The organism is Halosolutus sp. YCN4, from assembly GCF_059736495.1.
This window is the reverse complement of record NZ_JCASSM010000002.1, coordinates 843551-857714: the sequence shown is the minus strand read 5'-3', so window position 1 is coordinate 857714 and position 14164 is coordinate 843551. Positions and strand designations below refer to the sequence as shown.

Below are 14164 nucleotides of genomic sequence, written 5' to 3'. Positions count from 1 at the left end.
CCGACGTGGTTTTTTACGAACCAGTACAGAGCAGAAACCTCGACAATTATTTAGGTGCCAGCGCGCGATGGTGAGTACATAGTGTTAGCATCACCCGTAGAGTGAGCGATATGCACATCGACTGTACAATCAACGGTAACGAGCGGACGTTCGAGGTATCGAAGTCCGACCTCCTCCTCGACGTGTTGCGTCGAAACGGGTACACGGGCGCGAAGCGGGGCTGTGACACCGGCGCGTGCGGCATGTGTACGGTCCAGGTCGACGGCGAGCCGACGATGTCGTGCGTGACGCCCGTCACGAACGTCGACGGCGCGACCGTCGAGACGATCGAGGGACTGGGCACCCAGGACGACCTCCACCCGGTCCAGCAGGCGTTCGTCGACAACTCGGCGCTCCAGTGTGGCTTCTGTATCCCGGGGATGATCATGCGATCGAAGGCGCTGCTGGAGGAGAATCCGGACCCGAACGAGGCCGAGGTACGCGAGGCCCTTTCGGACAACCTCTGTCGGTGTACGGGGTACAAGAAGATCGTCGAGGCGGTCCTCGACGCGTCGGATCGCCTGGCGGAACAGGCAGTCGCCGCGGACGGCGGGCGATCGGCGGCCGACCGGGGCTGTGACTGTCACTGTGCCGGCGACCGACCGACGGGGGCCGATCGGCGAGGTGAGACCGACCGATGAGTACGCCCGACGACGCCGACCGGGCCGACGCGGACGCCGACGCCGTCGAGGGGGACGGCGGGATGGAAGGGATCGAGCGGGACGAACCGCGAGACGCGGGTGCCTCCGGAGAAATGACCGAGACGGAGGCGTCCGCGGACGAGGCGGACGGCGAGGGGCCCCCGATGGAGTGGGACGAACCGGCAAACAATCGCAAGCCGAGAGCGGAGCGCGTGAACCTCACGACGGACGTCGAGAAGGACGACGCGCGAAAGATCGTCACCGGCGAGGCCCGGTACACGGCCGACTACAGCCGCCGGTTTCCCGACCTCGCCCACGGCACGGTCGTCCGGAGCGAGATCGCACACGGCTACGTGACGGCCATCGACACGAGCGACGCCGAGGCGATGGACGGGGTGTACGCCGTCGTCACCCCCTGGGACGACGTCGTTCCCGACACACTGTACTCGAGTTCCGGGCAGTCCTACCCCGAGCCAAGTCCGTGGGACATGCGCGTGCTCAGGCGACACGTCCGGTTCGTCGGGGACCCGATCGCGGCCGTGGCCGCCGAGACGAGCGAACTCGCGGACCGTGCGGCCCGCGCGATCGACGTCGAGTACGAGGTGCGCGAGGCCGTCTTCGACGTCGAGGCGGCGCTGGAACCGGACGCCCCGCGACTGTTCGAGGACGACGAAGTCGAGAACGCCCAGAGCGGCGCGGACTACGAGCGCAACCTCGAGTCGCACTTCGAGGGCGAGATCGGCGACGTCGAGGCCGCGTTCGATCGCGACGACGTCCGGATCCACGAGACCGAACTGGAGACGCCCTACCAGTCCCACTGCGTCCCGGAACCCCACACGACGATCGCCTACACCGACGAGGACGACCGGTACACCTTCATCACGGCGACGCAGGTGCCGAACCACACGCGCCGCCAGCTGGCGCACGTCTTCGACGTCCCGATCCGGGACATCCGGGTCGAAAAACCGCGCGTGGGTGCCGGCTTCGGCGCGAAACAGGAGATGGCGATCGAGCCGATCACGTTCGCGCTCCACCTGGCGGCGAACCGACCGGTCAAGCTCGAGATGACGAGACGGGAGGAGTTCTACGCGCTCCGATCGCGTCACCCGATGGACCTGACGATGCGATCGGCGGTGACCGAGGACGGCACCATCGTGGCGATGGATCTCTACGCGCGATCGAACGCCGGAGCGTACGGCACTCACGGGATGACGGTCGGCTCGAACGTCGGCACCAAGGCGCTTCCGCTGTACCCGCGCGTTCCGAACATCCGGTTCGAGGGGGACGTGGTCCACACGAACCTGCCGATGGGGGCCGCGATGCGCGGCTACGGCGCGCCACAGGGCCACTTCGCCGTCGAGGCACACCTGGACGAGGTCGCCCGCGACCTCGGGGTCGACCCGATCGAGTTCAGGCGGAACCACGCGATCCGAAAGGGCGATCTCGACGACGTCTCGACCATCCTCAAGGACGACGATCGGTTCGCCCGGCGGATCCGATCGTGCGGCCTCCGCGAGTGTATCGACCGCGGTAAGGACGCGATCGGCTGGGACGACGTCGAACAACCCGACGAGGACCATCTCCACCGCGGCGTCGGCATGGCGATCTGTGCACAGGGAAGCGGCGTCGCGGGCAGGGAACTCGGCGCGGCCAAGATCAAGATGAACGAGGACGGCTCGTTCCACCTTCACGTCGGCGGCGTCGACACCGGAACCGGCAACGACACCATGTTCAGCCAGGTCGCGGCCGAAGTGCTCGGCTGTCGGCCGGACGATATCGTCGTCACGTCCTCGGACACCGACGTCACCCCGTTCGACTACGGCTCCTACGCCTCGTCGACGACCTACATCAGCGGCACGGCGGTCAAGAAGGCCGCCGAAGACGCGAAAGAGCGGATCCTCCACTGGGGCTCGAAGCTCTTAGAGGAGCCCGAATCGAACCTCGAGACCGGCGACGGCGAGGTGTACAGCGAGGAGACGGGCGCGAGCGTGAGCCTCGAAGAGATCGGCTACGAGGCGACCTACGGCCACGACGAGCGCGAGCAGATCATGGGCGACGGCCACCACTCGACCGACGAGAGCCCGCCGCCGTTCGGCGCGCAGTTCGTGGACGTCACCGTCGACGAGGAGACCGGCGAGTTCGAACTCAACGAACTGGTCTACGCCGCCGACTGCGGCGTCGCGATCAACCCGCCGCTCGCCGAGGGCCAGGTCGAGGGCGGCCAGCACATGAGCCTCGAGTACGCGACCAGCGGCGGCCTGGAATTCGACGACGAGGGGCGCCCCCAGACCACCGGCTTCCGCCAGTACGGGATGCCCCGGACGACGGACCACCCGCCGATGGAGACCATCCTGGTCGAAACCCACGAGCCGACCGGGCCCTTCGGCGCGAAGTCGATCGGCGAACTGCCGACGAACGGGATTCCGCCCGCGCTGAGCAACGCCATCCGCGACGCCGTCGGGGTGCGGCTGACCATGCTCCCGATCACCCCCGAGGACGTCAAGGCCGCGATCGATCGTCGCGACACGACAAACTAGGTCGACTCCGGTGTCGTCCTGCGGGTTCTGGGTGTAGTAGAACGGCGATCGATCGCCATCGAATCCTCGAGTGTCTTCCGGGAACACACCGCATACGATGCGTACACGGCCGGCGAGCACTCTCGTTGCGAGTACGCGTCCGACTATCCGGGCCACTGGTGGTGGGTAACCGATCAGTGAACCGATTCCGCCCCGTCTGCGCGCGAGGTGGCCCGATCGGCCACGCGGATGCGGAGGGTGAACGTCTCCGCTCGGGCGGTGTCCGTGTCGTCATCGTCCGCAGTCGAACCGGTTCCGTCGGCGTTGGCGACCGCGTACCCGTGCTTGTAGCACGTACGTCGAATGCTCCGCTCGGCCGGCGGATAATCCCCCGTAACGACGAGTTCGTCGCCCGGTTCGAGTTCCGCGAGACAGCGCCGGACGACGCTCACCGGCTGCGGACAGACCAGTCCGCTGACGTCGATCTGCACGGGAATCGCTACGAGCACGCGCCCCATAACTGTTGGTGGCCGTCGCCGTGGCTCGCGGGGGCCGGTAGCCGGAACCGCGACTCGTCTCCACCGGTTGCGATTCCCTCCCGGGACGTCCGTCGACGGCGCTTCTACGGCCGCACCTCGTCGGCCGCCTCGCGGTGCTCCTCCAGCGACAGGCCGACCTCGTTCGCCCGATCGCGGATCGCGTCCGCGTCGACGGTCGTCACCTCGCCGTCGTCCAGCAGTACCTGCCCGTCGACCATCGAGAAGACGACGTCGTCGCCGTGGGCCCCGAAGACGAGGTGAGAGAGCGGATCGTGGATCGGCGTCGCGCGCGTCACGTCGGTCGTGATCCCGACGATATCCGCCCGCCAGCCCTCCCGGAGCGCGCCGAGTTGCTCGAAGCCGGCGGCCTTCGCACCGTTGATCGTCGCCATCTCGAACAGCGTCTCGGCCGGGGCCGCGACGGGGTCGAGCCGATCGACCTTCTGGAGGAGACTCCCCTGGCGCATCTCCGTGAACGGATCGAGCGTGTTGTTACAGGGCGGGCCGTCGTTCCCGAGCGCGACGTTGATGCCGCGATCGAGGTAGTCCGTAATCGGCGCGATACCGCTCGCCAGTTTCATGTTCGAGGACGGGCAGTGGGTGACGTGCGTCCCGGTTTCGGCGAGGACCTCGCGCTCGCTCTCGTCGGTCCAGACGCAGTGGGCGAGGACGACGTCCTCCCCGGTGAGGCCGACCTCGTCCAGCCAGTGGATGTTGCGCATTCCGGTGTCCGATTCGACCGTCTCGATCTCGCTCCGGTTCTCGCTCGCGTGCGTGTGAATCCGGACGCCATCGTACGTATCAGCGAGGTCGCGCGCGCCGCGGAGACACGCCTCGGAACAGGAGACGGCGAACCGCGGCGTCACCGCGTACCGGATCCGATCGTCGAACGAGCCGTGGTACTCCCGGATGAGCCGTTCCGTCTCGGCGAGCGCATCGTCGGTCTCCTCCGCGAGGCCCGCGGGCGATCGCCGATCCATCAGGACCTTCCCGAGCAGGCCGCGAATCCCGATTTCGCCGGCCGCCTCGAACGCCCGATCGGCGTGGTTGACCGACAGGTGATCGATACACGTCGTCGTCCCGCTCTCGACGAGTTCGAGGTAGCCCAGTTTCGCCGCGATCTCCATCTCCTCGGGCGACAGCGACGCCTCCATCGGGAGGATGTACTCGAAGAGCCAGTCGAGCAACTCCGAGTCGTCCGCGATCCCGCGGCCGAGACTCTGGACCGAGTGAATGTGGCCGCCGACCAAACCAGGAAGAAGAATGTCGTACGATCGCTCCTCGTGATCGGGATACCGATCGACCAGATCGGCCCGCCGGCCGACCGCCTCGATCCGCGACCCCGCGACGACCACGCACCCCTCCTCGATGACGGTGTCGGCGTCCGCGATCACCGTTCCGGATAGTAGCATACGTCACCCACTCGTCGTCGAAATTGAAAATGGTTGCTACTGCCGGGTCGCGGACGGGTCCGGGAACCCGATCGCGCGGATCGCGATCGGGGCCGCAGACGGACGCGGCCCCTCAGGCGGACGCTTGCTCGTTCACGGCCCGGAGGAGGACCTCCACGCCGGCGACGACGTCCTCCCACTCGGTGTACTCGCTCTCCCGGTGACTGATGCCGTCGACGCTCGGGACGAAGATCATGCTGGTCGGCGCGATCTTGTTGAGGTAGTTGGCGTCGTGGCCCGCGCCGCTCACCAGTCGCGTGTACTCGCAGCCGGCATCCTCGGCCGCCCGCGCGACGGTCTCGATGCACTCGTCGTCGAACGGATCGGCGTCGACCCGCATGATCTCCTCGAACTCGTACTCGAGACCCTCGCGCTCTGCCGCCCACTCGATCTCGTCCTGGATGCGTTCGACGGCCGCGTCGACCACGGCGTTGTCGTACGATCGGAAGTCGAGGGTGAACTCGACGCGCTCGGGAATGACGTTGATCGCGTTGGGCCAGACGTCGACGCTACCGACCGTCCCGACGAGGTCGGTCCCCTCGGTGGCCGTGATCTCGCGGACGGCCGACGTCACGTCCGCCGTGGCGACGAACGCGTCGTGGCGCATGTTCATCGGCGTCGGGCCGGCGTGGTTGGCCTGGCCCTCGAAGGCGGCGTTCATCCACGAGAAGCCGAAGACGCCCTCGACGACGCCGACGCTCAGGTCCGCCTGTTCGAGGAACGGCCCCTGTTCGACGTGCAGTTCGAAGTAGCAGTGCAGATCGTCCGGTTCGCAGGGTTCCTCGCCCCTGTACCCGATCCGTTCGAGTTCGTCCCCGAACCGGTTCCCCTCCTTGTCCTCCCGATCGTAGGCGTACTCGAGGTCGAAGACGCCGGTGTAGACGCCGCTACCGAGCATGTCCGGCTGGAACCGGATGCCCTCCTCGTTGCTCCAGGCGACGATCTCGAGCGGCCGATCGGTCTCGACCCCGGCGTCGTCGAACGCCTCGACGACCTCGAGCGCGCCGAGAACGCCGACGACGCCGTCGTACCGGCCGCCGTTGTACTGGCTGTCGACGTGCGACCCGAACAGGACCGCGTTCGCCTCCGGATCGCGCCCCTCGCGGCGGCCGAAGACGTTCCCCATCTCGTCGATGCGCACCTCGAGCCCCGCGTCGCGGAACCACTCGACCAGCGTATCGCGCGCCCGCTTGTTCTCGTCGGAGAGCGAGGGGCGATTCACGCCGCCGGCGTCGGTCGCGCCGATCTCGTTGAACTCGTCGAACCGATCGCGGAACCGGCGCTCGTCGATCGTGGCGTCTGTCATATGCCATCACACCGAGCCCACGGTCTTTAACATTCCGACGAACTGCAGTGTGGCGCTCCGATCGGTCCGTCGAGGGTGTGACGACCAAAAGAATCAAATCGCCGATACACGATACCTCTGGTATGTCGGCTCCGAGCACCGAGTCCATAGAGTTCCGCAGTGCGCGGGTTCTCGACGGGAGCGGCGGCGACACCGTCACCGCCAGCGTCCTCGTCGAAGGTGGTCGAATCCGTCGAATCGCTCCCGATCCCGCCGGTGCTGATCGCGAGATCGACCTCGACGGCACGGTTCTCGCGCCGGGCTTCATCGACATGCACGCCCACTCGGAACTGCGACTGTTCGACAAACCCGGAGCGCCGGAGAAAGTGACCCAGGGCGTCACGACGGAGGTCCTCGGCCAGGACGGCGTCAGCGTCGCACCCGTCCCGACGGACCTGAAGGCGGAGTGGGCGAACCGGATCCAGTCGCTCGACGGCCGGATCGAGGGGGAGTGGCCGTGGTCGACCGTCGCAGGGTATCTCGACGAACTGGGCGACGCCGACCCCGCCGTCAACTGCGCCGTCTACGCCCCGCACGGGAACCTCCGATCGCTCGTGGCCGGCTTCGAGGATCGGCCGCTCTCCGACGGCGAACTCGAGACGGTCCGGGCCGAACTGGGGACCGCGCTGGACGAGGGGGCGTTCGGCCTCTCGAAGGGGATGATCTACCCGCCGAGTTCCTACGGTCGCGACCCCGAACTGGAGGCGCTCGCGGCGACCCTCGGCGATCGGGACTCGTTCATGATCTCGCACGTCTGGAACGAGACCGACCACGTCGTCGAGTCGATCGAGCGCTACCTCGACATCTGTCACCGCGGGGGCTGTGACGCCCACGTCTCGCACCTCAAGGTCGGCGGACAGCACAACTGGGGTGCCTCGGAGGACGTCCGCTCGCTGTTCGACGAGGCCGAAGCACGGGGGCAACGCGTCTCCTTCGACCAGTACCCCTACACCGCCGGATCGACGATGCTCACGGCGCTGTTACCCCCGTGGGCGCGACAGGGGGACTCGGCGGCGATACGCGAGCGCCTTCGCGAGGCCTCCGTGCGCGATCGGATCGCCGCCGACATCGACGACGACGAGAGCGACTGGGAGAACCTCGCTCGTGCGGCGGGCACGTGGGACAACATCCTGATCACGCGAACGGCGAGCGGACGGCATCAGGGCGAAACGATCGCCGACATCGCCGCCGAACGGAACCGCGACCCGGTCGACGCGATGTGCGACCTGCTCGTCGAGGAGGACCTCGACGTGACGATGGCCGACTTCGTCATGGCCGAGGAGGACATCGAGCGCTTCCTCGACGACCCCCGCGGGACGTTCTGTACCGACGGCATCTTCGGCGGCAAACCCCACCCGCGTGCGATCGGCACGTTCCCCCGGATCCTCGAACGATACGTCCGGGAACGGGGGACGCTGTCGCTCGAACGGATGGTGTACAAGGCCGCGGGACGACCGGCGGACCTGCTCGGCCTCCCCGATCGGGGCTACGTGAAGGAGGGCTACGTGGCCGACCTGGTCGTCTTCGATCCCGACGCGGTCGTCGAACGACCGACCTACGAGGATCCCTACCGGCTCACCGAGGACTTCGAATACGTCCTCGTCGGCGGTGAAATCGCCGTCGAGGGCGGCGATCCGACCGGCGTCCGCAACGGTTCCGTGCTCCGATCGACCGAGGAGTGGGACGGCCGGACCCGTCCGACTCGATCCCGCGATTCGTTCTGAACGTCACACACCGTCTTTGCTCGACACAGGCTGTCTTCGACCGCCTCTGCGCACCCGGTGTGTGCGACATTCGATCGCCGCGAAGCACATTGCAGAGGTGCTCGCCGCGAGGTACTGTTGTTTCGAGGGGCCGGACGGGGACCGAGATCGATCGGTCCCGCCGGACGGGCGCGGCCCCGTCGGCCCAGACCCGTGCTACCTCCCCCCCATAGTTATATATCACCTGCTATGCTATTTGGGGACGACTCCATGAGCTACAGTCACGAGGCAAGCGACGGGAGCGACAGAGTCGGACTCTACCTTCAGGACAAACACCCCATCCGGGAGAACATGGAACTGGTACAGTACGCCGAGGAGCAGGGCTTCGACGAGGTCTGGCAGGCCGAATCTCGCCTCGCCCGGGACGCCATCACTCCCATGGCGGCCTACGCCGCCGTCACCGACGACATCAAGATCGGCTCCGGGGTCATCAACAACTGGACGCGCAACACGGCCCTCATCGCACAGACGATGAGCACCCTCGAGGAACTGGCCGGCCCGGACCGGATCCTCTGCGGGATCGGTGCCTGGTGGGATCCCCTCGCGGAGAAGGTCGGCGTCGATCGATCGGACGCGCCGCGAGCGATGCGCGAGACCGTCGAGGTGACGAAACGACTGCTCGACATGGAGAACGTGACCTACGACGGCGACCACGTCTCCGTCCGCGACATCGAACTCGACGTCGTCCACGGCGACGCCGGGCCCCGCACCGTCCCCGTCTACGTCGGCGCGACCGGGTTCAAGATGATGGAGTTGACCGGCCACTTCGCCGACGGCGCGCTCATGAACTACCTCGTCAGCCCCGAGTACAACCAGAAGGCCCTCGACGCGCTCGCGACCGGGGCGGACCGATCCGATCGCTCGCTCGACGAGATCGATCGTCCGCAACTGATCGTCTGTTCGATGGACCACGACGAGGAGCAGGCCCTGGACAACGCCAGGGAACTCATCACGCAGTATCTCGGCCAGCAGCCCCACATCATGAAAGCCAGCGGCGTGAGCCAGGACCTGATCGACGAGGTCGGCGAGGCGATCGGCGGCTGGCCGGCCGACAAGGACGACATCCAGAAAGGGATGGACCTCATCCCGGACGAGGTCGTCCACAAGCTGACGGCCAGCGGCCGCCCCGAGCAGTGTCGCGAGAAGGTCCGGGAGTACGCCGACAACGGCTGTCTCTGCCCGATCCTCTACCCGCTGGGCGACGATCCGAAGCTCATGATCGACGAGTTCGCGGACGGCTACCGCTGAGGACTCGATCGCCGCGATGGGCACTGCTGCGTGCGTTTCGGGCTGAACGTGCGAATTTTCGACGAAATCGAACGGGCAGTGACGGACGAATCGACGACGGACCGAGTTCGATTCGCCGGTCGGCGGCGACGATCCGGGGACGGCCGATTCGTCGCCGAAGCGACGATCGGAGGCGACGCGACCGATCTCAGTCGTCGGCCGCAGCCGACTCCGGGACGTCGTAGCGTTGCTGGACCTCGGCGATGTCGGGATCGATCCGCATCACGTCGCCGGTGGCCCGTTTCGCGCTCTCGGTGTCCTTGAGGCCGAAGCCGGTGGAGTTGACGACGACCGTCTCGTCCGAGTCGATGATTCCGTCCTCGATCGCGCGCCTGACGCCGGCGAGCGGCGTCGCACCGGCCGGTTCCGTGTAGATCCCCTCGGTGCTTCCCAGCAGTTTCTCGGCCTCGAGGATCTCCTCGTCCGCGACGAGCAGGGAGGTACCGCCGCTCTCCTCCAGCGCACGGCAGGCCTTGATCGTGTTCCGCGGCCGACCGACGGCGATGCTGTCGGCCAGCGTGTCGGCGATGTCGTCGACGTCGTCGTGATCGTGGAACGCGTCGTGGATCGCGGACGCCCCCTCGGCCTGGACGCCGAGCATCTTCGGCGTGTCCTCGACGTAGCCGAGGTCGTAGAACTCGCGGAACCCTTTCCAGGCGCCGGCGATCGTACAGCCGTCGCCCATCGAGAAGACGACCCAGTCCGGAATCTCGCCGCGGACCGTGGACTGTTCGGCGAGTTCGTGGCCGACGGTACGTTTGCCCTCGACCTGGAAGGGGTTGATCGCGGCGTTGCGGTTGTACCAGCCGTACTCGTCGGTGACCTCGACGCTCAGGTCGTAGGCCTCGTCGTAGGAGCCCTCGACCGCCAGCACGTCCGCGCCGTAGACGAGCGGCTGGGCGAGTTTGCCGGCGGGGGCGTCGCCGGGGACGAAGATCCGGCAGTCCAGCCCCCCGCGGGCGGCGTAGCCCGACAGCGAGGCCGCGGCGTTGCCGGTCGACGCGCAGGTGATGATGTCCCGGCCGGCGTGTTTCGCTTTCGTCACCGCGACGGAACTCGCGCGGTCCTTGAAACAGCCGGTCGGGTTCCGGCCGTCGTCCTTGACGAGCGTCTCGACCCCGAGTTCCTCGCTGAGATTGGGGGCGTCAAAGAGGTCCGTCCCGCCCTCGTTGAGCGTCACGATATCGGCGTCGTCGTCGACCGGCAGGAACGCCTCGTACTTCCACTGGCTGTCGATGCTGCCGTCGAGGTCGGCGTCGAAGTTGTCGTGGATGACGTCGTAATCGTACTTCACTTCGAGAATGCCCGAGACGCCCTCCTCTTCCGGACAGGTGTAGATGACCTGGTCCGGATCGTACTCTCGCCCGCAGATGGTACACTCGAGCGTGGTTACGTGGTCCATCGCCATGTCCTGAACAACAGAGGCGGCTCACATAAAGACTCGCCTCCGTTGGCCTGCAAGGCCGTGTGCCACCGAAATTCGCGTCCCCGTCCCGGGCGTTCGCGGGGGTATACGCCGCGTGTACGGGGCGGGGTCGACGGCGTGCCGACCGATCGATCGGCCCGTGTCGCCGATCGGCCGGCCGATCCGTTACTCCGCCGACGCGCGAGGACCCCGCGGAAGGAACGAGCCGTCGCCCGGTTCCGCGAGCACGTCGTGATCGCGCGCCGCGATCGCTCCGTCGGCGATGACCGTATCGACCCGCCAGTTCCAGGTCCGCCCCTCGAAGGGGGTCCAACCGCCGTTGTACGCCAGGTCGTCCGCCGAAACCTCGTGGGCGTCGTTCCGGAGCAGGACGAGGTCGGCGTCAGTCCCCACCGCGAGCGAGCCCTTTCGCGGGAAGACCCCGGCCTCGCGTGCGGGTCGGGCACAGACGAGTTCGAGGAGCCGCGGCCACGAGAGACGACCTTCGTCGACCCCTTCGTTGGCGAGGAACTCGAGCATCGTCTCGACGCCCGGCAAGCCGGCGTAGGGCTCCCAGATGTCGTCCCAGCCCCGTTCGCGGTCCTCCCGGTGCGTCGGGAAGTGATCCGTCGCGACGAGGTCGATCGTGCCGTCCCGGACCGCCTGCCAGAGCCGATCGACCTCGGCCGCGGACTTCAGCCCGGGGTTGACCTTCAGGAACGGCCCTTTGTCCGCGACGTCGTCCGCGGAGAACGCGAGGTACTGCGGGCACGTCTCGAGAGTCACCGGAACCTTTGCGCGGGACGCAAATCGATCGGCAACCGTCGCCCCGCTTCCGCTCGAAATGTGGACGACGTGCAGGGAACAGTCCGCGTACTCCGCGAGCCACCCCACGCGGCCGATCGCCTCGAGTTCGGCCTCGAGCGGGCGCGATTGTGGGTAGAGTTCCGGATCGGTTCCGTCGAGTCGCGCTCGCGCGTCGTCGAGTATCGCCTGCGACTCGCAGTGAACGCGGACCGTGCCGCCGGCGGCACCCACCTCGGTCATGAGTTCGAGGATCGCCGCGTCGTCCGCGCGGTACGGCTCCGCCGTGAAGGTCTTGAACGCCGGCACGCCGGCCTCGAGGAACCCCTCGACGTCGACGTCGCCGCCCTGGAAGTTTCCAGCGACGAGTCCGAAGTCGACGCGGGCCCGTCCCTCGCACGTGGCCCGTTTCTCTCGAAGTGCCGCGGGTGTGGTGACGGACGTCTGCGTCGGGAGTTCGACGACGGTCGTCACCCCGCCCGCGACGGCGCTCGCGGTCTGTGTCCCGATGTCGATGTCTTTCGGGAACAGGTCCGCGTCGTGCATGTGGGTGTGCACGTCGATCGCGCCCGGGAGCGCGACCATCCCGTCGGCCCGGACGACCGTCTCCGCGTCGGCCCCGGACACAGACAGGTCCGGTCCGATCGCTGCGATCGACCCGTCCTCGATCGCGATCGATCCGCGCTGGAGGCCCGCGTTCGTCACGATCTGCGCGTTCTCCACGAGACAGTCCGTCATGGTTCGTACACTCATGCGGGAGTCTCATAACAGTTCAGGTCTGCTGTACCGTTCCGACCCCTGAAGTGCCGCGATACCGGTTCCAAGCCCCGAACTGGCGTGAGACGGACCGGAGATAGTTTTTTGGGGATTGATAGAGAGTCACACGTTGTGATACTCAACGCAGGGACGCTCGTCACCGTGAACGACGAGCGCGAGGTCAGAGAAGAGGTACACGTCGTCGTCGAGGACGGCGAAATCGTCGACGTCGCGGACGGATACGCGTCGGGCGAGGACGTCGTCGACGCGCGCTCGGAGGTCGTCATCCCCGGGCTAGTCAACTGCCACACCCACATGTACGCGCTGCCGATCCGGGGTGCGCCGCTCGAGGCGTCGCCGCGGAGTTTCTACGAGGCGCTGGTCGACATCTGGTGGAACGTAGACGAAGCGTTCACGATGGCGGACGCGCGCCTCTCGGCGCTCGGATCGTGCAACGAGATGCTCGAGGGCGGCGTCACCGCGTTCTGTGACAACTACTCCGGGCCGAACACCCTCCCGGGCGGCCTGGACGCCGTCGCCGAAGGCGTCGCTCAGACGCCGATCCGCGGCCTGATCGCGTTCGAAACGACGGCGCGGAACTCGCGGGACGAAGCCACGGCGGGCCTCGACGAGAATCGACGGTTCATCGACGAGGAGGAAGGCGAGTACGATCGCGTGACCGGCCACTACTGCCTCCACACGCTGTTTACGAACCCGGAGGAGGTCGTCCGCGAGTGCGTCGATCGCGCAACTGCAGACGATCGCCCGATCCAGATCCACCTCGAGGAGGGGCTGGTCGACGTCCATCGATCGATCGAGGAGTACGGCGAGCGCCCGGTCCACGCGCTCGAGTCGATGGGGTTCTTCGACGCCGACGTCATCGCCGCACACTGCGTCCACGCGACCGACGAGGAGATCGAGGTGCTCGCCGAGAACGACGTCGCCGTGGCGCACAACCCCTACTCGAACACGAACAACGCGGTCGGGATCGCGAACGTCGAGAAGATGCAGGAAGAGGACGTGACGATCGGCATCGGGGACGACGGCTGGGATCCCGACATGTTCGAGACGATGCGCACCGCCGTCGGGATCCACAAACTGAAGCAGAACGACCCGAGCGGGTTCGACATGGCGACCGCGCTCGAGTGGGCGACGATCGGGAGCGCGGCCGTGATGGGGATGGACGACCGGATCGGGAGCATCGAGGCGGGGAAGCGGGGCGACTTCGTCACCCTCGATCTCGGGCCGAACCCCGTCCTGCGAGAGAGCGCGCCCTACTACGTCGTGAGCGCGGCGAGTCGGGCCGACGTCACTCGGACGATCGTCGACGGGGACGTCGTCTACGAGCGCGGCGAGGGCGTCCACGCCGTCGACGACGAAGACGTGGCGGCGGTCGGTGCCGCCAGCGCCGAGCTGTGGGAGCGACTCTGACGGTTTACTGTAAGTCATTTCCGGCGCAACCGCGATCCTGACGGCGATTGCGCCGGTACATCGTTACAGCAATCCGTACGAGTGCCGAGAATCGCCGGCCAGCCATCAGTTCCCGCGCGTTCAACCCGTCAGCCGTCCGTGTGCGATCGACGCTCCTCCGTACCGGTTTCCGTGTCACCGGACGGAG

At 67.1% G+C, this 14164-nt stretch carries 10 protein-coding genes; 5 read left to right on the top strand and 5 right to left on the bottom strand.

From position 1 onward, the window contains the following. Window positions 1-110 precede the first annotated feature (110 nt). Together AC6I6X_RS10515 and AC6I6X_RS10510 are read left to right on the top strand one after the other, a co-directional pair. Complete coding sequence (locus tag AC6I6X_RS10515; RefSeq protein ID WP_497930459.1) at window positions 111-680, top strand: (2Fe-2S)-binding protein; 570 nt, start codon at window positions 111-113, stop codon at window positions 678-680. Window positions 681-844: 164 nt separating this feature from the next. Continuing rightward, the gene (locus AC6I6X_RS10510; RefSeq protein WP_497930506.1) at window positions 845-3217 is read left to right on the top strand and encodes a xanthine dehydrogenase family protein molybdopterin-binding subunit; all 2373 of its coding nucleotides are present in this window, start codon (window positions 845-847) and stop codon (window positions 3215-3217) included. A 173-nt stretch (window positions 3218-3390) separates the two neighbouring features. Here AC6I6X_RS10510 and AC6I6X_RS10505 read toward each other — a convergent pair whose 3' ends face one another. From AC6I6X_RS10505 to AC6I6X_RS10495, 3 genes are all read right to left on the bottom strand, one after another. Beyond that, on the bottom strand, window positions 3391-3687 hold the full coding sequence (locus AC6I6X_RS10505) for a sulfurtransferase TusA family protein (RefSeq protein ID WP_497930458.1): 297 nt from the start codon (window positions 3685-3687) through the stop codon (window positions 3391-3393). Window positions 3688-3818: 131 nt separating this feature from the next. Continuing rightward, window positions 3819-5147 (bottom strand): 5'-deoxyadenosine deaminase, encoded by a 1329-nt coding sequence (locus AC6I6X_RS10500; protein WP_497930457.1) that lies wholly within the window; start codon window positions 5145-5147, stop codon window positions 3819-3821. Between the two features lie 112 nt (window positions 5148-5259). Next, window positions 5260-6492 carry a Zn-dependent hydrolase gene (locus AC6I6X_RS10495; protein WP_497930456.1) on the bottom strand — a complete coding sequence of 411 codons (1233 nt, stop codon included), beginning with the start codon at window positions 6490-6492 and terminating at the stop codon, window positions 5260-5262. A gap of 122 nt (window positions 6493-6614) precedes the next feature. Between AC6I6X_RS10495 and AC6I6X_RS10490 the strand changes: the two genes are divergently transcribed. Beyond that, entirely contained in the window at window positions 6615-8255 is a 1641-nt protein-coding gene (locus AC6I6X_RS10490; RefSeq protein ID WP_497930455.1) for an N-acyl-D-amino-acid deacylase family protein, read from the top strand. Between the two features lie 249 nt (window positions 8256-8504). Beyond that, entirely contained in the window at window positions 8505-9542 is a 1038-nt protein-coding gene (locus tag AC6I6X_RS10485) for an LLM class flavin-dependent oxidoreductase (RefSeq protein ID WP_497930454.1), read from the top strand. Between the two features lie 187 nt (window positions 9543-9729). On the opposite strand, the gene thrC is transcribed toward AC6I6X_RS10485, so the two are convergent. Beyond that, window positions 9730-10989, bottom strand: coding sequence for a threonine synthase (thrC, locus tag AC6I6X_RS10480; RefSeq protein WP_497930453.1), 1260 nt, complete (start codon window positions 10987-10989; stop codon window positions 9730-9732). A 183-nt stretch (window positions 10990-11172) separates the two neighbouring features. Next, entirely contained in the window at window positions 11173-12528 is a 1356-nt protein-coding gene (locus AC6I6X_RS10475; RefSeq protein WP_497930452.1) for a dihydroorotase, read from the bottom strand. A 150-nt stretch (window positions 12529-12678) separates the two neighbouring features. Between AC6I6X_RS10475 and AC6I6X_RS10470 the strand changes: the two genes are divergently transcribed. After that, window positions 12679-13977, top strand: coding sequence for an amidohydrolase family protein (locus tag AC6I6X_RS10470; RefSeq protein WP_497930451.1), 1299 nt, complete (start codon window positions 12679-12681; stop codon window positions 13975-13977). The last annotated feature ends 187 nt before the right edge of the window (window positions 13978-14164 follow it).